At 64.3% G+C, this 23,104-nt stretch carries 19 protein-coding genes, 1 tRNA gene and 1 pseudogene; 9 read left to right on the top strand and 12 right to left on the bottom strand.

Features of this window, described 5'->3' with window-relative positions; translation table 11 throughout:
* Positions 1-98: pseudogene (locus tag BM353_RS15110) on the top strand (electron transfer flavoprotein subunit alpha/FixB family protein); the annotation flags it as partial.
* Positions 99-157: 59 nt separating this feature from the next.
* Here the strand turns inward: BM353_RS15110 and BM353_RS15105 are convergent.
* Complete coding sequence (locus tag BM353_RS15105; protein WP_143104183.1) at positions 158-988, bottom strand: DUF6473 family protein; 831 nt, start codon at positions 986-988, stop codon at positions 158-160.
* A gap of 135 nt (positions 989-1,123) precedes the next feature.
* On the opposite strand from BM353_RS15105, the gene BM353_RS15100 reads away from it, so the two are divergent.
* Positions 1,124-1,999: a 3-hydroxybutyryl-CoA dehydrogenase gene (locus tag BM353_RS15100; protein ID WP_092082331.1), complete on the top strand. Its 876-nt coding sequence runs from the start codon at positions 1,124-1,126 to the stop codon at positions 1,997-1,999.
* Positions 2,000-2,003: 4 nt separating this feature from the next.
* On the opposite strand, the gene BM353_RS15095 is transcribed toward BM353_RS15100, so the two are convergent.
* Genes BM353_RS15095 through BM353_RS15065 form a run of 7 tightly spaced genes read right to left on the bottom strand, consistent with a single transcriptional unit; the run spans position 2,004 to position 7,239 of the window.
* The gene (locus BM353_RS15095; protein ID WP_092082329.1) at positions 2,004-2,900 is read right to left on the bottom strand and encodes a lysophospholipid acyltransferase family protein; all 897 of its coding nucleotides are present in this window, start codon (positions 2,898-2,900) and stop codon (positions 2,004-2,006) included.
* A 27-nt stretch (positions 2,901-2,927) separates the two neighbouring features.
* Complete coding sequence (locus BM353_RS15090) at positions 2,928-3,206, bottom strand: HPr family phosphocarrier protein (protein ID WP_092082327.1); 279 nt, start codon at positions 3,204-3,206, stop codon at positions 2,928-2,930.
* Between the two features lie 28 nt (positions 3,207-3,234).
* The gene (locus tag BM353_RS15085; protein WP_092082325.1) at positions 3,235-3,627 is read right to left on the bottom strand and encodes a PTS sugar transporter subunit IIA; all 393 of its coding nucleotides are present in this window, start codon (positions 3,625-3,627) and stop codon (positions 3,235-3,237) included.
* On the bottom strand, positions 3,624-4,538 hold the full coding sequence (gene rapZ, locus BM353_RS15080) for an RNase adapter RapZ (protein ID WP_092082323.1): 915 nt from the start codon (positions 4,536-4,538) through the stop codon (positions 3,624-3,626). Before rapZ ends, BM353_RS15085 begins: the two co-directional genes overlap by 4 nt.
* A gap of 9 nt (positions 4,539-4,547) precedes the next feature.
* Positions 4,548-4,970: an HPr kinase/phosphorylase gene (locus BM353_RS15075; RefSeq protein WP_092082321.1), complete on the bottom strand. Its 423-nt coding sequence runs from the start codon at positions 4,968-4,970 to the stop codon at positions 4,548-4,550.
* 35 nt (positions 4,971-5,005) lie between these two features.
* Entirely contained in the window at positions 5,006-6,535 is a 1,530-nt protein-coding gene (locus BM353_RS15070) for an ATP-binding protein (RefSeq protein WP_092082319.1), read from the bottom strand.
* A gap of 2 nt (positions 6,536-6,537) precedes the next feature.
* On the bottom strand, positions 6,538-7,239 hold the full coding sequence (locus BM353_RS15065; RefSeq protein ID WP_092082317.1) for a response regulator transcription factor: 702 nt from the start codon (positions 7,237-7,239) through the stop codon (positions 6,538-6,540).
* 340 nt (positions 7,240-7,579) lie between these two features.
* Between BM353_RS15065 and BM353_RS15060 the strand changes: the two genes are divergently transcribed.
* The 6 genes from BM353_RS15060 to BM353_RS15035 all read left to right on the top strand — a co-directional run bounded on the left by BM353_RS15060 (position 7,580) and on the right by BM353_RS15035 (position 14,989).
* Positions 7,580-9,178 carry a phosphoenolpyruvate carboxykinase gene (locus tag BM353_RS15060; RefSeq protein ID WP_092082349.1) on the top strand — a complete coding sequence of 533 codons (1,599 nt, stop codon included), beginning with the start codon at positions 7,580-7,582 and terminating at the stop codon, positions 9,176-9,178.
* A gap of 232 nt (positions 9,179-9,410) precedes the next feature.
* Complete coding sequence (locus BM353_RS15055; RefSeq protein ID WP_425439425.1) at positions 9,411-11,030, top strand: peptide ABC transporter substrate-binding protein; 1,620 nt, start codon at positions 9,411-9,413, stop codon at positions 11,028-11,030.
* A gap of 73 nt (positions 11,031-11,103) precedes the next feature.
* Entirely contained in the window at positions 11,104-12,027 is a 924-nt protein-coding gene (gene oppB, locus BM353_RS15050) for an oligopeptide ABC transporter permease OppB (protein WP_092082313.1), read from the top strand.
* A gap of 14 nt (positions 12,028-12,041) precedes the next feature.
* A complete protein-coding gene (locus BM353_RS15045) occupies positions 12,042-12,971 on the top strand; it encodes an ABC transporter permease subunit (RefSeq protein WP_092082311.1) in 930 nt (309 codons plus the stop codon).
* A gap of 1 nt (position 12,972) precedes the next feature.
* Positions 12,973-14,802, top strand: coding sequence for an ABC transporter ATP-binding protein (locus tag BM353_RS15040; protein ID WP_092082309.1), 1,830 nt, complete (start codon positions 12,973-12,975; stop codon positions 14,800-14,802).
* Positions 14,803-14,914: 112 nt separating this feature from the next.
* Positions 14,915-14,989: transfer RNA gene (locus BM353_RS15035), tRNA-Gln, on the top strand.
* 125 nt (positions 14,990-15,114) lie between these two features.
* Here BM353_RS15035 and BM353_RS15030 read toward each other — a convergent pair.
* The 3 genes from BM353_RS15030 to BM353_RS15020 are packed head-to-tail and all read right to left on the bottom strand — an operon-like array spanning position 15,115 to position 21,396.
* Positions 15,115-17,925 (bottom strand): hypothetical protein, encoded by a 2,811-nt coding sequence (locus BM353_RS15030; RefSeq protein WP_143104182.1) that lies wholly within the window; start codon positions 17,923-17,925, stop codon positions 15,115-15,117.
* Entirely contained in the window at positions 17,922-19,094 is a 1,173-nt protein-coding gene (locus BM353_RS15025) for an FAD-dependent monooxygenase (protein ID WP_218155490.1), read from the bottom strand. The genes BM353_RS15030 and BM353_RS15025 overlap by 4 nt, the downstream gene beginning before the upstream one ends.
* Complete coding sequence (locus BM353_RS15020; RefSeq protein WP_092082303.1) at positions 19,084-21,396, bottom strand: LodA/GoxA family CTQ-dependent oxidase; 2,313 nt, start codon at positions 21,394-21,396, stop codon at positions 19,084-19,086. The genes BM353_RS15025 and BM353_RS15020 overlap by 11 nt, the downstream gene beginning before the upstream one ends.
* Positions 21,397-21,495: 99 nt before the next feature.
* Between BM353_RS15020 and BM353_RS16700 the strand changes: the two genes are divergently transcribed.
* The gene (locus BM353_RS16700; RefSeq protein ID WP_143104181.1) at positions 21,496-21,717 is read left to right on the top strand and encodes a hypothetical protein; all 222 of its coding nucleotides are present in this window, start codon (positions 21,496-21,498) and stop codon (positions 21,715-21,717) included.
* A 378-nt stretch (positions 21,718-22,095) separates the two neighbouring features.
* On the opposite strand, the gene BM353_RS15015 is transcribed toward BM353_RS16700, so the two are convergent.
* Positions 22,096-23,004 carry a LysR family transcriptional regulator gene (locus tag BM353_RS15015; protein WP_092082301.1) on the bottom strand — a complete coding sequence of 303 codons (909 nt, stop codon included), beginning with the start codon at positions 23,002-23,004 and terminating at the stop codon, positions 22,096-22,098.
* Positions 23,005-23,104: the final 100 nt, after the last annotated feature.

The following is a 23,104-nucleotide window of genomic DNA, read 5'->3' as shown; positions in this document are numbered from 1 at the left end:
TCAACAAGGACGAAGAGGCCCCCATCTTCCAGGTCGCAGACTTCGGCCTCGTCGCAGACCTCTTCGACGCAATCCCGGAACTCACCGAGAAGCTCTGACCCCGGGTTCCAAACTTCGACTCAACAGGCGGCGCCGCTCCATTCCGGGGGCGGCGTTGCTATTTCTGAAGCAGCGCATTGATCCGGCCCACAAGCGCCTGCGCCGCTTCGAGATGGGCGAGCTGGCCAAGCTGCGTGTGCGCCGCGGTGAATTCCCGTGGGTCGTAGTACATCTCCGCCGTGCCTTCCCCGAGCGCGTCGAGAGAGGCGGGCAGCTCGAGACAGGACACCCGCGCGCCGTGCAGTTTGTCGATCATCGGCGCCGTGACGAACAAAGGCTCGCGCTCAAGCGCGTAGCTCTGCGCCTTGGGCGGCACACGGTCGGCAAACCAGAAGAGCAGAACCTCACCCGGGATTGCGCTGATCAACGCCTGCATCCGGGCGACCCAGGCCTGGCAGAGCGCATCGACCAGGATGCGGAACCGGCGCGGCGAGGCCTCGGCGCAATCGTGCAGAAGGTGGCGCAGAAAGTCGTGCTCGCTGAAGTCGACCGTCTCGAACATACCCCGCAGGAGCGGCAGCACCTCGACAATCCGGTCATTGCGCCGCGGGTGAACCCGGTAGTGCGGGCCGGACAACGCGCCCGCGCCCATGATCTGGATCACCGTCAGCCTGGCCCCGGCGCAGATCTCGGAGATGCCGGGATCTTCCAGAAACGCTTCCGGCCCGGCATGGACGACCCCGAGATTGACGCCCGTCTGGGCGATCTGATCGTGGACAAGGTCCGGATAGGGGCGCCGGACGAAGCGGCCGAACGTCTCTGTCCCGCCCAGAAAGGCGACATAATCGCCCTCGAGCGGCTGCGCCGGCCCGCGAAACCGCAGACATGATGCGCCGTAGCTGCACAGCTCGTGCAGCAACGGCCCCTGTTGCAAAGACAGATTGCTCACCGTTCCACCAATTTTCACTCCCGCGCCTACCGTGGCACGGATCCCCTACCAATTCGCTAAGCGGCGGCGGATCGCCTTGCGGCGGCCACCCGCCCGTGGCTATGGTCGCGCGAACATTTGCACGGGGAGCGGCCTATGGAGATCAGCAAAATCGGTGTCGTCGGCGCGGGCCAGATGGGCAACGGCATCGCGCATGTGGCGGCGCTGGCGGGGTATGACGTGCGGATCACAGATGTCTCGCAAGACGCGCTGGATGCCGCCATGACGCTGATCAACCGCAACCTGGAGCGCCAGGTGACGCGCGAGACGATCTCGGCCGAGGACAAGAGCGCGGCCATGGGGCGGATTGCGCCGACCCTCACGCTCGCGGACCTCGGGGAGTGTGACCTCGTCATCGAGGCCGCGACCGAGCGGGAGACGGTCAAACAGGCGATCTTCGAAGATCTCATTCCGCATCTGCAGCCGCACACGATCCTGACGACCAACACCTCGTCGATCTCGATCACCCGGCTGGCGAGCCGCACCGACCGGCCGGAAAAATTCATGGGGTTCCACTTCATGAACCCGGTGCCGGTGATGCAACTGGTGGAGCTCATCCGGGGCATCGCCACCGACCGGCAGACTTACGACGCCTGCCTCAAGGTCGTGCAGCGGCTGGGAAAAACGGCCGCGAGCGCCGAGGATTTCCCTGCCTTCATCGTCAACCGGATCCTGATGCCGATGATCAACGAAGCGGTCTACACGCTCTATGAGGGCGTGGGGAACGTCGAGTCGATCGACCAGTCGATGAAGCTCGGGGCGAACCATCCGATGGGGCCGTTGGAGCTTGCCGATTTCATCGGGCTCGACACCTGTCTTGCGATCATGAACGTGTTGCACGACGGGCTGGCCGATACGAAATACCGCCCCTGCCCGCTCCTGACGAAATACGTCGAGGCCGGGTGGCTTGGCCGCAAGACCAGGCGCGGGTTCTACGACTATCGCGGCGAGACGCCGGTCCCAACGCGCTGAGGCTTTAGCCGCCCTGCCCGAGGCTGAGAGTGTGCTGGCGCAGCCACGTCATGAAATCGCGCGGGTTGGCGGCGCGGGCGCTGGCCTCCTCGGCGCTGATCGGCTGGCCCACGATGGGCGCCATCGGCCGGTTGCAGCGCGCGACGATCTCATGCAGCAAAAGCCCCTGGCGCAGCGTGGCCGAGATGCGGCTCGACATCTGGTACCAACGGGAATTGGCACCGGGAAAGAAGACAGGGACGACCTGCGCGCCGGAGCGGCGGATCATCTTGGCGGTGAAGACGTTCCATTCGCGCTCGACCGCCGGGCCGAAAAGACTGTCCGCAGAAGAGACGACGCCCGACGGGAAGACCCCGATGACCCCGCCTGCGTCGAGCTGTTTCATTGCCGCGTTGCGCATCTCAAGGCTCTTTTCCTGCGCGTCCACGTCATGCGGGAACGGCACCGGGATGAGGAACCGATCGGCGACCTCATCGAGCTGGGTCAGCAGCGAACGGGTCAGGATCTTGTAGTCGGGCCGGCGCTTGCCGATGAGCTCGGCGAGGATCATCCCGTCCACCAGCCCATGCGGATGGTTGGCCACGATCACAACCGGCCCCTCTGTCGGGATCCGCGCGATCTGCTCTTCGGGGGTGGTCAGGCCGATCCCCATGATATCGAGCGCGGCGCGGAAGAAGGTCGCATCCTGCGGCGCGCCGGTTTTCTCGAAGGCGCGCACCATGCGCAATACAGTGATCTTGCCGGTCAGCCATTCCAGCGTGTGGATGGCGCCGCGCTTGAACGGGTTTTCGAAACTGTCGGCATAGGTCAGGCTGCGCCGGTCGTACTTCTGCTCCGGGGGGCTTTGCTCACTGCCCGCACCAAGCGCCGGGTCTGCACGTCGATCGGCCAAACTCACCATCTCACCCTATAACACGCCGAGGATCGCTCAACAGTCTTCTCCGAACCGGTCCGAGAGGAGCGCTTCCAGAGCATGGGCCAGCTTCTCGGCCTCGGCGCCCCGGGTCTCGACTTCTATCTCGCTGCCCTTCGCGGCAGCAAGCATCAACAGGCCCATGATGCTGTCACCCGAAGCTTCCATGCCATCATGGGCGACCTCGGCCTGGGCGTCGAACCCCTCGACCACTTCGACGAACTTTGCGGATGCGCGCGCATGCAGGCCCTTCTCGTTGATGATCTTCAGCTTGCGCTTCACGGTATCGACCATGCGTGCTCCATCCTCCTCGCCGCTGGCTCTAATGAGCAGAGAGGTCCCGCATGTCAATATATTTGCGCCCAGCGGTCAGCGCCTTTTCGACCGCGAGATCGAGCCCGAGCCGGCGGCTCTTGAAGAGCTTGACCAGAAGCGGAAGGTTGGCGCCATAGAGAATACGCCGTCGCGCCTTGGAACAGGCACGCAGCGAGAGGTTGGAGGGCGAGCCGCCGAACATGTCAGTGACGACCACGACGCCATCGCCGGTATCCACGGAATCCGCCGCCTCGGAGATCTCGCGTTGCTTGAAGCTTCGGTCGTCGTTCGGCCCGATGGCGATGGCGCGGACGCCGCTTTGATCGCCGACCACATGCTCGACCGCGGAGAGGTATTCCTGAGCAAGCCCACCATGGGCGACGATGACGACACCGATCATGCCTGAAGCTCCGTTCGGCTCTGGGGCATGGGGCTCTCGCTGGCGCGGCGTTCGAGCTCCCGGTGCCGGACGGTCACCGGCCAGCCGCTTTCGCCCAGCCGTTCGGCCATGGCCTCGGCCAGCGCGACGGAGCGGTGTTGGCCGCCGGTGCAGCCGAACCCGATGGAGAGATGCGCCTTGCCCTCGTCGCGGTAGGCGGGGAGCAGCATGGCGATGAGGCCCGAGAGCTGCTCGAAGAACGGCGCGTAGCGCGCGTCCTCGCGGACATGGGCGGCCACTTCCGGCGCGCGGCCGTCGAGCGCGCGCAGCTCTGCCTGCCAGTAGGGATTGCGCAGGAACCGCACGTCAAAGGCCATGTCGAGCCCCCGGGGCAGCCCGCGCTTGTAGGAAAACGAGTGCAGCGAGACGGCCAGTGCGCCGGTGGGATCACCCCCGAACCAGCGCAGGATTTCGGCCCGCAGATCATGCGGGCTGAACTCGGTTGTGTCGATCAGGATATCGGCCCGGGCGCGGATCGCCGAGAGCAGGTCGATCTCGCGCGCGATGCCTGCTTCGGGGGTCTCGGCCGGCGCGAGCGGGTGGCGCCGCCGGGTCTCGGAAAAGCGGCGCAGGAGCACCTCGGGGGCGCAGTCGATATAGACGAGGTGGAGCTCCACGTCCGGCCGCGCGGACATCTCCTCGACGAGCTGGATGAAGGCGGTTTGCGAAAATTCCCGATTGCGCGGATCGATCCCGAGCGCCAGTGGTTGGGCCATCGGAAGATGGCCGAGCAGACGGGGCACGAGGCTCAGCGGCAGGTTGTCGATCGCCTCGAAGCCGCCATCCTCAAGCGCGTTGATCGCCGTACTTCGCCCGGCGCCGGAGGGGCCGGTGATCAAGACGAGCTTATGTACAGCTTGCTGAGGAGTCATCCCGTGGCGTTACTCGAAAGGTCCGTGCGTAAGGTAGGCCAGAACGGCGGCCGCAAAATGCTGGGTTTCGACTTTGTGAAGCAAAGCGAGCGAAACGTCCATAATCTCCACGCTGCGCCGCGGCGGTAAACGCTCTGTTTCCACCTGCCCCATGTCGACCACAACGGTAGTCGGCGATGGCGGCGCAACCGGAGCGCGAAGAAGCCCCACGCCGCGCGCCTCGATGACCCCCGCGAGCCAGTCCGGCGGACAGGCGTAAAGACCCGATTCGCGCCGCTCGATCCGTGTTCTGTCATCGCTCACAAGCCGCGCGCCATGGGCGATCAGCGCGAGGGCGAGGGCCGATTTGCCGCTGCCCGACGGGCCGATGAGAAGCGCCGCGCGCCCGCCCGCTTCGACCGCCGTTGCATGGATGATCTCGTGGCGCTTCACGCGCGTCCTCCCCCTCGCGCCCGCCGGGACGGGACCTAGACCGGCAGGCTGACGACAAACCGCGCCCCCATCGGCGCGGAGCCGGGGTCATGGACGGTGGCTGTGATGTTCTCGGCGTGGATGGTCCCGCCATGAGCCTCGACGATCTGCCTGGAGATCGCAAGTCCGAGGCCCGAGTTCTTGCCGAATTCGCCGGCGGGACGCGAGGAGAAGAACCGCTCGAAAATCTTCTGGATCGCGTCTTCGGGAATGCCCGGCCCGGTATCGCCCACCATGATCACGGCGCGGTTGCCCAGGCGCCGCACGACGATGCTCACACTGTCTCCCGGCCCGCAGAAGGAGACCGCGTTGGAGACGAGATTGACGAGCACCTGCGCGAGGCGGCCCTCGAGCCCGTGCATGACCAGCGGCGCGGGGGGGACATCACGGGTCAGCCGGATGCCGCGCTCGTCGGCGAGCCCCTCCATGTGTTCGCCGATCTTGGCGCAGAGATCGACCAGATCGAAAGGCGCCTCCTGCTCGCGGACCATCTCGCTGTCGAGCCGGGAGGCATTGGAGATGTCGCTCACCAGCCGGTCAAGGCGGCTCACGTCCTGTTCGATGACCTCGATCAGTTCCCGGGCCTGATCGGGTTTGGCGACGCGGAGTGCGGAGGCGGCAGAGCGGAGCGAGGCGAGCGGGTTCTTGATCTCATGCGAGACGTCGGAGGCGAATTGCTCGTTGCGGGCGATCCGCTCGAACAGGCCGCTGACCAGACCGCTGAGCGCGCCGGAGAGTCGGCCGATTTCGTCCTGCCGGTCCGTGAGGTCGGGGATGCGGATCCGCGCGGCGCGCAGGTTGCCGGCGTTCTCATCCCGGCCGCGCTCGGCGGCGGCGGCCAGATCGGCCAGCGGGATCGCGATAGTGGAGGCGAGCGCGAGCGAGAGCCCCAGCGAGACCAGCACCGCGATCACCACGATCTTCGTCGTGCGGCGGCGGTCGGTTTGGGCCAGGGCTTCGATCTCGCCGCGGGCGCTCGCGACCACCACATGGCCGCGGATCTCGCCGCCGTCACTGATCGGCGCGCCTGACATCAGGTAGCGCGCGCCAGCATCGCCGCTGACTTCCAGAACCTCGGTGCGCGCTGTGGCGCCGTTTCGGGCGAAGCGCGCGGCGCGAGCGGCGAGGGCCTGCGGGTTGCCGTCGGGCGCGTCATCCGGCCCGAGCCGCAGGCGCAACTCCGCGTTCGCGTCAAAGAGAAAGACCTGCAACCCGTTGAGCAAAGCAAGCTCGCGCAGCGCATCCGCCGGCGCCCCCAAGGCCGGAGCGGCAGTGCTTTCATCGAGCCGCGCGGGATCGACCAGCGCGGCGATGAGCCCAGCTTCGGTGACCAGCGCGCGCCCGCGTTGACGCGACAGGCTGTCGGAGGCGTGATCGACATAGAGCACACCCGCGACGAGCAGCAGGATGGCAAGCAGGTTGAACAGCACGATCCGCCGCGCGAGGGGAGACTCGCGCCAAAGGCTCCGCTCAGGCGGCGCGGACGCAGCCCCAAGCCCCTCCGGGATCAGCTGATCGGTCAGCATACTCACCCCTTGTTGAAGCGGTAACCGATGCCGTAGAGCGTCTCGATCGCCGAGAACCCGGGATCCACGTTGCGGAGTTTCTTGCGCAGCCGTTTGATGTGGCTGTCGATGGTGCGGTCGTCGACATAGACCTGATCGTCATAGGCCACGTCCATGAGCTGGTCGCGGCTCTTGACCACGCCGGGACGGGCGGCGAGCGCCTTGAGCAGGAGAAACTCCGTCACCGTCAGCGTGACCGGCTGGTCGTGCCAGGTCACCGTATGGCGCAGCGGATCCATGAAAAGCGGGCCGGACTGGATCACCGTTTCGGGCTCGATCTCGGTCTCGCCCTGCCCCGCGATCGCATCCTGCCGCCGCAAAAGCGCGCGGATGCGTTCGACCAGAAGCCGCTGCGAAAACGGTTTGCGCATGTAGTCATCCGCACCCATGCGCAGGCCCAGAACCTCGTCGATTTCCTCGTCCTTCGAGGTCAGGAAGATCACCGGCAGGGCCCATTTCTGCCGCACTCTCTGGAGCAGGTCGAGCCCGTCCATGCGCGGCATCTTGATATCGAATATCCCCAGATCCGGCAGGGTCCGGCCAAAGGCCTCCAGCGCCGATTGCCCGTCGGCGTAAGTCTCCACCTCGAACCCTTCGGCCTCCAGAACCATAGAGACGGAAGTCAGAATATTCCTGTCGTCATCGACCAATGCAATGGTTGCCATTACTAACCCTTCTTCGCGCGCGCTGCGTCAACCTTTTGACCACCTTGAGCGGGGCCGGTTGTGCGGGCGCGGCTGCGAATCACCCTTTTCCCGGAGCCGATAAAGACGGAATAACGTCAACATCGGGTGAAAACGGGCGGGATTGTTGCCGGGACCGGAGCGGTGATTGCGCTAACCTGTCGATGGTTGCGCTAACGATTGCATGGCTTGCTGTTCACGTTTGGAATCAGCGTGCTATGACCTCTGGGCCGGGATCGGATTGATCGCGGTGAAGAGCCCGCACCGCGGCTCTTCCCTTGAATGCGCCGCAAAGCGAATGCGGCTGGAGGAGGCTGACGCCATGGCAATCGGACGGGTCAATCCGCAGTACACACTGGAGGATATGGGGATCGAGGGGCTCGGCGAGGTCTATTACAACCTCCTCGAGCCCGCGATCATCGAGCAATCGCTCAAGCGCGACGAAGGCCGGCTCGGCAAGGGCGGGACCTTTCTCGTCGAGACCGGGAAATTCACCGGCCGTTCGCCCAAGGACAAGTTCGTCGTCGAGACGCCGGGCGTCGAGGGGAAGATCTGGTGGGAGAACAACCCGCCCATGTCGGAAGCCCATTTCGACACCCTCTACAACGACATGCTCGCCCACATGAAGGGGCGCGATTATTTCGTGCAGGATCTGACCGCGGGGGCCGATCCCGAACACGCGATCAACATCCGCTTCATCAACGAGCTGAGCTGGCACAACCTCTTCATCCGCCACATGATGCGCCGCCCCTCGCGCGAGGCGCTGGACACGTTCATGGCGGATTTCACCGTGATCAACTGCCCCAAGTTCAAGGCCGATCCCGAGCGCCACGGCTGCCGCACGGACACGGTCATCGCGCTCAACTTCGACCGCAAGATCATCCTTGTGGGCAACACCGAATACGCCGGCGAGAACAAGAAGGGCATCTTCACCGTCCTCAACTACATGCTGCCCGAAAAAGGCATCATGCCGATGCATTGTTCGGCCAACCACGCCAAGGGCAACCCGGTCGACGCGGCCGTCTTCTTCGGGTTGTCGGGCACCGGCAAGACCACGCTTTCGGCCGACCCCAACCGCATCCTGCTGGGCGATGACGAACACGGCTGGTCCGATCGCGGCATCTTCAACTTCGAGGGCGGCTGCTACGCCAAGACCATCGATCTGGACCCGGAAGCCGAGCCCGAGATCTACGCCACCACTGAGCGGTTTGGCACGGTCATCGAGAACATGGTCTATGACGAAGAGACGCTGGAGCTCGACTTCAAGGACGACAGCCTGACCGCCAACATGCGCTGCGCCTACCCGATGGATTACATCTCCAACGCCTCCGAGTCGGCGCTTGGCGGGCACCCGAAAAACATCGTCATGCTGACCTGCGATGCTTTCGGCGTGTTGCCCCCGATCGCGCGGCTTACCCCGGCGCAGGCGATGTATCACTTCCTGTCGGGTTTCACCGCCAAGGTCGCAGGGACCGAGCGCGGCCTCACCGAGCCGACGCCGACCTTCTCCACCTGTTTCGGCGCGCCCTTCATGCCGCGTCGGCCGGAGGAATACGGCAAGCTCCTGCGCGAAAAGATCGCGCGGCATGGCGCGACCTGCTGGCTGGTCAACACCGGCTGGACCGGCGGCGCCCACGGGACCGGCGCCCGGATGCCGATCAAGGCGACCCGGGCGCTGCTGACCGCTGCGCTGGATGGCTCTCTCTCGGAGGTGGAGTTCCGCAAGGATCCCAACTTCGGCTTCGAAGTGCCGGTCTCGGTCGCGGGTGTCGATGACATCCTGCTCGACCCGCGCGGCACATGGTCCGACCCCACCGCCTACGACGCGCAGGCGCACAAGCTCGTGCAGATGTTTGCTGACAACTTCGAGCAATATATCCCCTACATCGACGAGGACGTGAAAGCCGTCGCCATCGGCTAGACCCCGGCGCTTCGACGATCTGTCCGCAAAAAGCACCCGCGCCCGCCGCGGGTGTTTTCACATGCGCCGTCGCGCTCATTCGCCGCTGACGCGACGTTGGGCGAAATTTTCGCTGGTAGGTTGTGCCCGACTTTGCCAGTCTCCCCAGATCAAGCTCCGACAAAAGGAGCGGCACCCGGCCCCGGTTTTCAACGCGGGCCACAGAATTTCAGGGAGACACGCCATGACGCACATGTCCAAACCTCTCGTCGCCGCGCTACTCGCCGGCACGATGCTGACCTCGCAGGCCTTCGCCGCCGGCACCCACCCGGTCACGGGCGAGGCGCTGGCCGATGACCAGACCTTCACCTATCGCGTGCTCGACGAGCACAGCAGTCTCGATCCGCAAGTCGTCGAGGATGTCACGGGCTCCGAGGTGGTCCGCGACCTGTTCGAAGGGCTGATGAACCAGGACGCGGAGGGCAACCTCGTCCCCGGCGTGGCCACGGGCTATGAGGCCAGCGACGACAAGACCGAATACACCTTCACCCTGCGCGACAATGCCAAGTGGTCCAACGGTGAACCGGTCGTGGCGGGCGATTTCGTCTACGCCTGGCGCCGCGCGGTGAACCCGGAGCTTTCGAGCCCCTATTCGTGGTTCATGGAACTCATGAGCATCGAGAATGCCGCCGAGATCATCGCCGGTGAAATGCCTGTCGAAGAGCTTGGCGTGAGCGCGCCGGATGACCAGACGCTTGTCGTCAAGCTCAGCGCGCCCCTGCCCTACTTCCCCCAGATGACGACCCACGCGACGACCTTCCCCGCGCCGCAGAAGGTCATCGAGGAGTTCGGCACCGATTGGACCAAGCCGGAAAACATCGTCTCCAACGGCGCCTATGTCCTGACCGAGCATATGCCCATGGAGCGCTCCGTGCGCGAGCGCAACGAGATGTACTGGGACAACGAGAGCACCATCATCGACCGGGTCGAGGCGCTGGTGATCAACGATGAGAACGTGGCCCTGACGCGCTACATGGCGGGCGAGCTGGACCGGACCGAAATCCCCGCGGGCCAGTTTCCGCGCCTCAAGGCTGAGATGCCCGAAGAGGCCGTCTCCTTCCCGCGCCTGTGCAACTATTACTACACGTTTAACCTCTCCGAGAGCGGCCCGGAGGTCTTCAAGGACGTGAACGTGCGCAAAGCGCTGGCGCTCGCAGTAGATCGCAAGATCATCACCGAAAACATCCTCGCCGGCGGTCAGCCCCAGGCCTTCACCTTCACCCCCGCCGCCACGGCCGGGTTCGAGGTCCCCGAGGTCGAGATGGCGTCAATGACGCAGGCCGAGCGCGATGAGATGGCGCGCGAGCTATTGGCGGAGGCCGGATACGGGCCGGACAACCCGCTGAAATTCAGCATGATCTACAACACCTCCGACGACCACAAGAAGATCGCGGTTGCCTTGAGCCAGATGTGGAAGCAGAAACTCGGCGTCGAGGCCGAACTTGGCAACATGGAATGGAAGGTCTTCCTCGAGGAGCGCGGCAACCAGAACTTCGAACTGGCCCGCGGCGCCTGGTGCGGCGATTACAACGAAGCCTCCACCTTCCTCGACCTACTGACCTCGCCCTCGGGCTACAACGACGGCAAATACTCCAATGCGCGCGTCGACGCGCTGATGCAGGAAGCCCGGACCGCCAGCGACACCGGCCCGCTCTACACCGAAGTGGAGCAGATCCTCGCCGAGGAAATGCCGGTGATCCCGATCTATCACTACGCGGGCGTCTACATGCTCGACAGCGACGTGGGCAACTGGCCGGTCGATAACGTCGAGCAGAACTGGTACTCCAAGGACCTCTACAAGATCGCCGAATAGCGGCGCCTGACTGCAACGCAGCGCCGCCTTTTCTCACGAAAGGGCGGCGCGCATCGTTTTGGTGGTACCCGACATGTTCGCATACACGCTGCGCCGCCTTCTCGGCGCGATCCCGACAATTCTGCTGCTCATCACCGCCGCGTTCTTCCTTATGCACGCGGCCCCCGGCGGGCCCTTTACCTCCGAGCGCAAACTCCCGCCCGAGGTGCTCGCCAACATCCAGGCGCGCTACGGTCTCGACCAGCCGCTGTGGAAGCAGCTTTGGGATTATCTGACCAACATCGTGCTGCATTTCGATTTCGGCCCGTCCTTCAAGTTCAAGGACCGCGATGTGAATGACATCATCGCCCAGGGCTTCCCGATCTCGCTGACCTACGGCACGCTGGCCTTCCTCGCGGCCTCCATCGTCGGCATCGCGCTCGGCGTGACCGCCGCGATCCGCCACAATTCATGGGTCGATTACACCGCCGTCTCGCTCGGTATCGCGGCCCAGGCCCTGCCGAATTTCATCATGGGCCCGATCCTGATCCTGACCTTCACGCTCTGGCTCGGGGTGCTGCCGGGCGGCGGCTGGAACGGCGGGCAATGGCAATACCTGATCATGCCGGTGATCGCGCTCAGCACGTCCTATATGGGCTCGATCGCGCGGATCACGCGCTCGTCGATGCTCGAAGTGCTCAACTCCAACTTCATCCGCACCGCGCGGGCCAAGGGCCTGCCGGTACGCGCCGTGATCTGGCGTCACGCGCTCAAGCCGACGATGCTGCCCGTGATTTCCTATCTCGGGCCGGTCTTTGTCTACGTGCTGACCGGTTCGGTCTTCGTCGATCTCTATTTCTCCACCGGCGGTCTGGGGCAGGCCTACGTCGGCTCCGCGCTCAGCCGCGACTATGCGGTGCTGCTTGGCGTCACCATTCTCTACGGTGTGCTCACCGTGTTCGTGAACCTGATCACCGACCTCGCCTACGCGTGGTTCGATCCCAAGATCCGCTACTGAAAGGGGGCTGACCAATGTTCGGACGCTCCGAAAAATCCGTCGCCCTCGCCGAGGGTGTCGCCGCCAGCGCCGAGGTCCGGGGCCGCTCGCTCTGGCGCGATGCCCGCGAGCGCTTCGTGCGCAACCGCGCGGCGATGGTCTGCCTGGCCGTGCTCGGCCTCATCGTGCTTTTCTGCATTCTCGGCCCGCTCTTCGCGGTCTGGAGCAACGAGGAGATTGACTGGGTGATCATGGGCGACGTGCGCGGCTCCGGCGGCCCCTCGCTCGAGACCGGCCACTTCTTCGGCGTGGACGAACTTGGCCGCGATCTCTACTCCCGCACCATTCAGGCGACCACGACCTCGCTCCTCGTCGGGCTCATCGGCGCCTCCATGGCGCTCGTCGTGGGGACGATCTACGGCCTCGTCTCCGGCTATCTCGGCGGGCGGGTCGATGCGGCGATGATGCGGGTGGTCGATATCCTGCTCGCGATCCCGCTCACGCTGGTGATCATCCTGATCCTCGTGATCGCCGGGCGGTCCTTCATCGTGCTCTTCCTCGCGCTCGGCGCGGTGAGCTGGCTGTCGATGGCGCGGATCGTCCGCGGCCAGACCCTCGCGCTCAAGGGGCGCGAGTTCATCGAGGCGGCCCGCGCGGGCGGCGTCGGCGAGGTCAAGATCATGGCCCGGCACATCCTGCCCAACCTGCTGGGCGTGGTCATCGTCTATGCCTCGCTCCTGGTGCCCGAAATGATCCTCGCCGAAAGCTTCATCTCCTTCCTCGGTCTTGGCATCTCCGAGCCCAACACCTCGCTGGGCAGCCTCATCGCGGAGGGCGCCGGGACCATGGCCTACGGCACGATCTGGCAACTCCTCTTCCCGCTCTTCTTCTACGTCACCATCATCATCACGATGTTCTTCATCGGCGATGGGCTGCGTGACGCGCTCGATCCGAAGGACCGTTGAGATGACGCTTCTGCAAGTACGCGACCTGCGCGTGGAGTTCGAAACCTCGGACGGCACCGTCGAGGCGGTCAAGGGGGTCTCCTTCGACATCGCCCCGGGCGAGTGCCTCGGCATCGTCGGCGAAAGCGGCTCGGGCAAGAGCCAGACCTTCCTCGCCGCGATGGGCCTCCTGCCGCCCAACGGGCGCGCGACCGGCTCCGTCAAGCTCGACGGCGAGGAGATGCTCAACCTGCCGACGGCGGCGCTCAACCGCATCCGCGGCCACAAGATCGGCATGATCTTTCAGGACCCGCTCACCGCCCTGACGCCGCATCTCAAGATCGGCGCCCAGATGCGCGAAGTGCTTCAGGTGCACCGCGGGTTGCGCGGCGCCAAGGCCCGCGCCGTCTGTCTGGACTGGCTCGAAAAGGTCCGCATCCCTGAGGCCGAGCGCCGGCTCGACCAGTATCCGCACGAGCTCTCGGGCGGGATGCGCCAGCGGGTCATGATCGCCATGGCCATGCTCTGCAACCCCACCCTGCTCATCGCCGATGAGCCCACCACCGCGCTCGACGTGACCGTGCAGGCCGATATCCTCGATCTCATGGCGCAGCTGCGCGAGGAAGAGGGCACCGCCATCGCGCTCATCACCCATGACATGGGCGTTGTCGCGCGGATGTGCGACCGGGTGCAGGTCATGCAGCACGGCGCCTATGTCGAAGCCGGCGAGACCGCGGCGATTTTCGCCAACCCGACCCAGCCCTATACCCGCGCGCTCCTCGACGCGATGCCCCGGCTCGACAGCACCGAGCTGCGCGAGGACGTCTCGGGCGGCGCGTCCGAGTTGCTCAAGGTCGAGGACATCAAGGTCCACTTTCCGATCCAGATGCGCGGCAAGCTCTTCCGCCGGACCGAAACCCTGCGCGCGGTGGATGGGGTCAGCTTCGGCATCCGCGAGGGCGAGACACTGGGCGTTGTGGGCGAATCGGGCTGTGGCAAGAGCACCCTGGCCCGCGCGGTCCTCCAACTGATCGAACCCACGGCGGGCTCCGTCGCCTGGCTCGGCCACGAGATCACCGGGCTCGACCGCCAGGCGCTCAACCGCCACCGGCGGGACCTCCAGATCGTGTTTCAGGATCCGCTCGCGAGCCTCGATCCGCGCATGACCATCTCGGCCTCCATCGCCGAGCCGCTCAAGACGTTCCAGCCCGAGCTGAACGCCAGCCAGCGGCGCGAGGCCGTGCTGGCGATGATGCAGCGCGTCGATCTCGATCCGTCGATGTACAACCGCTACCCACACGAGCTTTCGGGCGGCCAGAACCAGCGCGTGGGCATCGCGCGCGCCATGATCAACCGCCCCCGGCTCATCATCGCCGACGAGGCCGTCTCCGCGCTCGACGTCTCGATTCAGGCCCAGATCCTCAAGCTCCTGCGCGATCTGCAGGACGAGTTCGGCATCGCGATGATCTTCATCAGCCACGATCTTTCGGTGGTCCGCGCCGTCTCCAACCGGATCATGGTGCTCTACCTTGGCCGCGTGGTCGAGATGGCCGGGCGCGACGCGATCTTCGATCACCCGCAACACCCCTACACCCGCTCGCTCATCTCCGCCGTCCCGATCCCGGACCCGGAGGTCGAGCGCACCCGCGACCGGATAAAGCTGCCGGGCGAGTTGCCCTCCCCGCTTGAGCCGCGCGCCCGTCTGCGCTTCCTGCCCAGCAAGCTGGACGCGGGCGAGACCGGTTATGTCCCGCGCCTGCTGCCCCACGGGCCGGGCCACATGGTGGCCGAACACGATTCCCTCGACACGATCCTCGCGCGCGGCGGCCATACCGCCGGACCCGCGGAGTAGGTTCGGGCGGCGGGACAGCAAGGCCAGAGGAAAATCTGCGGCGAATTCGTCGGAAGTGCGGGCATTTCAGACTTGAACCCGATGCCGGAGCGCCGTAAATAGCGCGTCACGTTGGGGTGTAGCCAAGCGGTAAGGCAGCGGTTTTTGGTACCGTGTACCGTAGGTTCGAATCCTACCACCCCAGCCACAAACCACCGCGTTTGACGGCCTGTGAGAGTTGGAGCCTGTCCAGCCAAGCTTCGCACGCGTGTCGGCAATGACTGGTCGCCCAAGCCTTCCTCCAAAATCATTGTGCGTCACCGCAGGTAGACCCTAGGGCTTGCGCGCAAGCACAGCTGTGTTTGTCTGGTGGATCGATGATGTCCAGTTTCTGGAGAACTGCATTTCGGTGTTGTCGGGATGCCCGCTGTTCAGGCCGACAAGATCCAGGTTCAGGTGGCTGGTGAGATAGATCGCGCGCTCCGTTGCCGGAAGCAGCGACATCCCGGCGTCCGGCGCGCGCCCTTGCCTGAAACGCGCCGCGAGGAAACCGGGCGGGATCGTCTGGTATTGCAGCGTTGCGCGTACCTCTGCGGCGCCGTCCACCTGCGAGAGCGGGATGCGATAGGTCAGCATGTCTTCACCCGCTTTCGTGCTGTCGAAATAGTAGGGATCGTCCTTGCCGGCAGAGGGCCGCTCTTCGCTTGAAAGCACGAAATGCGTGGCTTGGGCCGCGCTGCACTGCGATATGCCGAAGACGACCGGCCCGACCACCGTCTCGCTGCAACTCAGGTCCTCAACCGTCTTGAAACCACGCGGGAGAAGGCGGTTGTCCTTGACGTCCTCGAACAAGGCCAGCGTGCTGGAGGTCAGCTTTCCTGTATCGTCCACGGTCTGCACTTCGTAAATCTGGACCTGATCGTCGCTGGTGATCGTCTCGTAGTGGGGCTGGAGACGTGAGGGGTCATTGTGCAGATTATGCTCGCTCGGCAAGAGTGTCGTGCAGGCCCCCTCATTCGCCGCGCCGACGCATATCGCGCCGAAGCGGTTGGTATCGCCCGACACCCAAAGCGTGTTGCCATCACCATCCAGCACTTCGAACTTCACAAAGGCCCGGCGAAAGCCCGCGCCCGAGGGGAACTTGTGGCCCGAGTTGTTCTTGATCGACAGGATCGTGACCAGTTCCCTGTTGTCCGGATCGCCCTCTTCCCGCCAGGAGACGATATCGGCGATCTCGGCCGCGGCCATCTTGTCGGCAGTCACGCTGTCAGGCGCGAGCCCGGCGCCGTTGGCCTGACTCGTGGCCTGATCGATGATCGCTTGCTGGCCGCCCAGAAGATAGTTTTCGATCGCGGCGATGTCCGCCCCGCCCGGCACGGGTGCATAGTCCGGCACGTTGTCGCTATAGGGAAACACGCCCAAAACATCAGGAAACTGCATGAACATTTCCGACACTGGCAGGTTGATCCCCATCAGTCGGTGGCGGCGATATGTCTTCGCGGTCAGTCCCTCGGTCGATTGCGCCATGATCGCGGTATGATCGCTCGGGTCGGCCGGGTTCGTGACCAGTGGCATATGGCAGCCCTGACAGGTATCGCCATTGTTCATCTCCGTGGCGAAGTCGGAGTTGAGCCATTCAAGATAGGTCGCCTGCTCGTAGCCAAGACCAACACAGGGATCGAGCACCGGGTTGCCGACGCGCTTGCCCCTTAGCATCCGGGAGTTGTCGAGGGTAAAGCTCTCCACACCGGAGACGCAGGCGGCGGGTCGATCGTACTTGGGATAGGGGATCGGCTTCATGTCATCCGGGTGATCGGTGTTGTAGCGCGCCACCGCGTCATTCGCGACCGAAGGAAGCTCGCCGCCCGGGATGTAGTTGGTCGGGATCTGCGGCACGATCAGAACGTGGCAAGATCCGCACAACACCGATTGCTGCAGGTAGCTGACGTTCTCGTCGGTCTTCGGGTCTGAAACGGCCTTGTTCGTCGCTGTCGCCAAGGACAGCTTGTCGTAGACCTGCATCGGCTGAGTATCGAGCGCGCCGATCGGATCGGGCGCCATGATGTTGTTCATGTCGAACTGGAAACTCGCGGTGAACTCATACTCGAGCGGCCAGTCGTTGTCTGTCTGGCGTTCATGCACCTGATAGGTGTCCTTCGGCCCGTAGAAGACGGAAAAGTCCGCGCCATCCCATGCGCCCTGCCCGTTTTCCGGCCCGATGCGGTGGCACGTCTCACAAGACACGCCGTCCCGCGCCAGGGAGCCGTATTTGGCGAAATGCGCCTGATGCGTCTCGATGGTCATTTCGGGAAACTGCGCATCACAATCGCCGGTAAACGGATAGGGCTTTCCGCCGGCCAGATCGCCGATCTGGCCCGGAATTTTGGCGTAGAACATGTCGGTGCAGAACTTTGCCTCCGCGCCCGTGTCGGACTTGAGCTGACGCTCACCCATCTCGCCGTGACAGCTGAAACACACGTCCTGGATCACCGCCGGATCAGCGAACTGGTGCACGCTGGTCTCTGTCTCGATTTGCGCCTGCCAGATCGGGTCGCGGGTCGCGAGGCGCATGATCGACGCGCTCCAATCACCGTATTGCGACCAGTTGGCCAGCCACTGGTCATGCCCGTCCGGGGCCGGCGCCGCGTTCTGCTCCGAGCGGTACATCATCTGCGGCAGCCCGCCGCCTTCGACAAAGAGCGCACTGTCATGGCACGCCTGACAGAATTGCGCCGTGGAAAATTCGCCCGGCGGGCAGGTGATCGGATAGCTGCCCGGCGCCGTTGTGGTGATATCGCCGCTACAGTTTTCGGTCCCCGGATGCACCTCGCGCGCGACCAACTCCAACGAGGTGTCGCCCGCCCGCTGCGGCGGGAACCACACGACGTGATCCTTGGTCAGCATCTCCAGCTGCAGGTTCGGCTCGCCCTCGAAATAGGTCTCGTTGAAGAAATCGAGGAAGCTTTGTGCCGCCGGGCTTCCGTCCGCATGGGGCTCGCTTGGCGTGTCGCCCAGCTGAAACACAGGCTTCGGCACCGTCTGGCCAAGGTTCACCGGCGTCTTTCGGGCCTCCTGCGCAAGCGCGGAGCATGTCAGGGCAATGGAGGTCAGGAACGTAGCGGAAGCAAAAAGTCGAGGTGTCATCTGGCATCCCTTGCGAAATCTGGCTGGGGGAACGTCTGTTCGGAGCGGCGCCGGGCCCAGAACGGGTGATCGGGCCAGCGGGTCTCCATCGCGTAGTAGGACCTGTGCTGCCGGAGGTGCCGGGCCCAATGCTGGCGCAGGTTTTGGTGGTAATGCGCAAGATAGGCGCGCGGCTCCTGAGGGTTCGAAAGCGCATAGGCAAGGGCGTGGCCGGCGAGCCCGCCCGATGTCATCGCGCGTTCCAGACCCTGAGACGACAGAGGATCATAGGCCTGTGCGGCATCGCCGACAGCCAGAAACCCTTCCATCGCGATATGATCCAAAGAGGCGTTGCCCGCCGGAGCGCCCAGCACTTTACCAACCGGCGCGCATCCCCGTTCGGTCAATGTCGCCTGCATCAATCGGGTCCGCGCCAAAAGCGCGAGGAACCCGCCCGGGCGCGCGGCGGCCGTGGCCTCGGCAGAACCCAGATCCGCGTGCAGAACGACGAGACGCTGCCGCCGGGCATGGCGGGCGGATGGCACGACATTGCTGTACCACCAGCCATAGGGGCATGCCTCTATGCGGGTGTGGCCACCGTGATCATCGCGATCAGCACCGCTGCTGTCGAAGAGCATCCCGAAGCTGAACAGCGGATCGGAGCGTGTTCGGGGCAGCCCCAGAGACGCCCCCAAGCGCGCCGAACGCCCCGTGGCATCGACGATGTAGGCTGCGGTGAGCGTCTCTGCCGCATCGCCGGACCGCAACAGCAGATCCCAACGCCCATCCTGCCGCCCCTGAACGGCGAGAGTGGCGCCCGTCCGATGCTCTGCACCAAGCTGGCTGGCCTCTGCCAAAAGCGCCGCATCCAGCCCTGAGCGGTCCACACACAGCCCCTTGCCATAGGCGCTGAAGTCGAAATCCTGCTGCATCGGGGCGGCGTCGCCCCAGCAGGAGATATTGCCGCGACAGGCTTCGGCCCAGCTTGGCAAGGCGGCGCCGTCCTGCCCTCCGATCACCCCTGTCAGCAGACGTTTGGCCGCCGGTGCGAGTGTCTCGCCCGCTCTGGCGCGCGCCACCTGCCGTTTCTCGGCGATCAGCACGCGCAAACCCGCGCGCCCCAAAGTGATCGCCGTGGCGCTGCCGGCAGGGCCGGACCCCGCGATCACGACGTCGTAGTCACGCCTCATTGTCATCGGGATCACAGGCCGGTCCGGCAGACGAGGCCGGGACAGAGTTCAGCACCGGATTGCGCTCGTATTCCCGGAAGGCGACCGCATTGCGCACAGTGATGACGTTGCCATCGCTGTCCCGCTGCGGCAGCACCATCCCCAGCTTGTCCCAGGCATAGACCATCTGGTTGTAGCCGTCTGATCCGGACAGGGGATTGCCTTCAGTGTCGAAGCCTCGGAACCACTCGCGATAGGTGCGCTGCCCCCCCTCATAGTTCACGACACCGCCGATTGGCGTCGGGCTCTCATAGGATGCGGGGTAGTATTGAAAGACGATGTCCGGGCGCTGCACCGGCCACCAGGCCACGTTGCAGGACCAGTAGTCGCCCTGCCACGGGCTCGACATGAAGGCCGCCACCGCCCCCGGAACGGTCCCACCTGCGACGCGAAAGGCCTCTTCGAAATAGGACCGGTAGCAGATCACGTAGGGAAACTCGATCCCCGGGTGAAACCCGCCGCCGATGGTCGGCTCCAGCGCGGCGCAATCCATGGCATGGGGCTGGTCTTCGATGGGAATTTGATCAAGCGGGGGCGGCACGGGCGGCGACGTCCCGGCGCGCTCGTTTTCAAATTCGCCAAAGGCCCAGTTGTAGAGGTGCGCAAGCGTGTTCGCCGTAAGGCTCAGATATTGGTTGGGAAAATCATGGCCGAGCTGCTGGTTCTGTAGCGGTTTGCCCGCGGTGCCCCACAGCTTCGGCATCTTGTTCCCGCGTGCGGAGCGGTTTGCCTTGAGCTCGTCGGGCAGCGGCGCAGAGGTCGGCGGCGGGTCGGTCGGCAAGGTCATGATCAGGCGGGGGAAGGTCGACACCAGCCCCTCCATCTCGGTGGTGGGCGCGGGATAGTGCGCATCCCGCGCGCCATGCTCCGCCTGTCGCATGATGCGGAAAATCTGTTGCCGCGTCTGATAGGCGGCCGAGGACTTGTCCTTGGTGTTGTCGACAAACCGCGCAATGTTGTCGTCGCTCAGCATGTTTCCGGCCTGTTTCGGGCCATGCGCAAGGTTGCGGTTCTCTGGCGTCACCCCGCCGGCCTCGGCACTGACCCAGCCGTAATTCACGGCGCGCGCCAATGTTGGATAGACGTCTCTCCAGAACTTGGTCACACCGGGGACCGGCGCTTGCCGGATCGGGTCCGCCGGAGACAGCGCCGGGCTCGCAAGTGTCGGGTCTTGCTCCGGGAAGGCTTCATAGACGCGGTCCTTGATGCTCACCACATGGTACATATCGGGCGCGAATTTCGGCGGGGCGGTGACGATCCAGCCTCCGGCTTTCGGGTCGCGGATCCCGCCCGGGCGGGTCGTCAGCGGCGCCTTGCTCGCGTCTTCGAACGTCACGGTCGCGTCGATTTCGCCGCCGCATGTGTCGTCCCACCAACCGGGGACGTTGAAATAGGCGAATTGATTGACCAGAGGATCGTAGTCCTTGGGGTCTACCGTGTCGCCGTTCGGCAACGTGCCGTTGGTGACGGGTGTGCCGTTCGGCGGGGTATGCGTCTCTGACGGGTTCGACAGGCAGATGTGCGGCGTGGTCACGCAGCCCGCAAGCCCGGGGCCCGCAATGAACAGAAGCCGCCCGTCCTCGTCCAGCTGGATCCGGCCGAGTTCGATGTTTTCCGCTTTGCTGTAGGTGACTTCGACCCAGCCGTCTTGCGGGGTGACGGCGTCGCCGAACTTCAGATCCGCGGGTAGGTAGTATTTCCTGACCGTGGGATCGGAGTCGAAGAAGCAAGACCCGCGCAACGAAATTTCCTCGGTGCCAGAGCTCAGGGACAGCTCTTGCGCGCCCGGATCAACGATGAGCTGGGACCGGTTCGCGGGGTCCGCGTAATCACTGATCTCGCGCGGCTGGATGTTCGGGTTCCGCATCTGGGTCGCGTCGAACAGATAGGCGCCCTGGAACGCGAAATTCGCAGCCTTCATGTTCTGCACGTGAACCCGCCAGGTGATGTCCTTGACGCCTGGGGTTCTGCGCGTGATCTCGACCGTATCGCCGTCGCTGTCCTGGCCGTAGATCCGGAAACGCTGCGCTTGCCGCTTCAAGTCCATGTTCCCGTCGCGATAGGTGCCGCCATTCGGCCCCGGGCCATCGCCCGACGCGGGCGAGTTCGGGTTGCCCGGGTCCACAACGATCCCGGGCGCCTCTGGCCCGACATAGAAATTCTGATTGATCTCGAGTGGATCCGGGGACCCGGCACCACTATTCCCAACGCGCGCAATCCCGATGCCGGGATGCACGCGAATCGATTTGATTTCGCTAGCCATGGTGCTCCGTCCCTGATGCCGCAGCGTCCCTGCGATCTCTCAAATCTGATGTGCGCTCTTGGCTGGCGCTTACATATCCGTCGACTTCCGGATCGCCCAATGCGCGTTATCCTGCGAGGTCACGACAAGAAAATTGCCACGGTTCTCGATCACGCATTCCGTCTGGTTACCGGCACGCTTGGCGGAGCGGATGTTGAAACCGCTTCCGAACTGGGCATGGATATTGCGCGTCACCTCGCGCAGCGCGTTATGAGCAAGCTTCTCGGGCTGTGGTGCTGCGTGGCCCCGCCCCGCAAGGGTAAGAGCGCCGAGACCGATTGAATATAGAAACGCTCTTCTTTTCATATACTTGCCCTATGGATATTCTCGCATTAGGCGATAAACAATCAAGAACCTTTAAAATTATCTTTCAATTTGGAGCATGAATACGTCTCTATTTCAACATATTTTCAACCGAAGCGCGTATTTTCTTCCGGTCAACACCCCTCAGGTATGCCGCCATTTTGCATCAGATTTGCATTTTCATCATCAGGCGCAACACCTCGAATTTTGGGGGCATTAGAATTCCAAGTAAATTCGGGGGAAATACACACTCCCATTTGAAATCAGGTCTTTAAACGTCCGCCGCAATCAAATTCGCGCCGAAGTCCAGAGCTCGAAAACACCGGCTGCGGCGCGCTTCGATCGCAACAGGGCGCCTCAGGACCAGACCGTCGCGAGCTGGTCGAGAAGCGCTGTGATGACGTCGTCAGAGGCACGCGCCTCGGGGGTGAGCATCACAAGGCTGGCCGGCAGGCTTTGGGTCTCGCACAGGCTGAGGCCGAACGAATGGCGCTGCTCCAAGGCAATGGTCTCGCGGCACAGGCACAGGCCGACCCCGGCGCGGACCATTTCGAGCATCGATGCCTCGTGGTCCACAAGCGCGACGATGTTCTGGGTGCAGCCGTGCTCGGCGAAGATCCGGCCCAGCAGCCGGTTGTGCACGGAGACCGCTGTTGTCCCGATCCACGGCAGAGCCGCCAGCTCCGGCCAGCCCGCTCTCGCGACCCGGGCCTCCCAGCCGATGGGCGCGATGATGCGGTAGTTGAACGTGGCGAGCGGCTTGACCTGCATCGCCTCCTCCACGGCGATGTCATCCACCGCCCCGGGGTCCGTGAGGTAGAAACTGGCGTCGATCTGGCGGCGGCGCAGTTTTTCGAGGATTTCGCCGCTGATGCCATGCACCAGCTCGGTGGTGATGCCGGGATGCGCGCTGCCCAAATGGCTCAGCAGGCGGCCAAGGCGGATGAACTCCGGGTCCACGATCGTCCCGATCCGCAGCGTGCCGGAGACCTGCCCGACCCGCCGGCGCGCGCTTTGCCTGAACTCGGCCATCGCGCTCAGGACGGCCTCGGCCTTCGGCAAGAGCGCTTTGCCGTCCGGCGTGAGGTCCAGCCCATGCGGCGCCCGGGTGAAAAAGGTCACGCCCGTATCCTCGCTCAATCGCCGGATCTGGTGGCTGATCGCCGGCTGGGTGAGGTTCAGCACCTCGGCCGCGCGCGACACGCTCCCCTCCCGCGCCACGGTGACAAAGGCGAGGATACTGTTGGGATTGGAGACTCTATCCATATTAAAGATTTTAATATCAGCCAGAGAGATATGTCATTGGGAATGTTTCGCGGCCGGCTCTAGAGGGGGACGTGTTGATGGGCTGGGAGGAGCCGTCGAC

The organism is Poseidonocella sedimentorum (assembly GCF_900116005.1).
Lineage (GTDB): Bacteria > Pseudomonadota > Alphaproteobacteria > Rhodobacterales > Rhodobacteraceae > Poseidonocella > Poseidonocella sedimentorum.
Note: the sequence above shows the minus strand (reverse complement) of the source record. Positions and strands in the feature narration are given on the sequence as shown.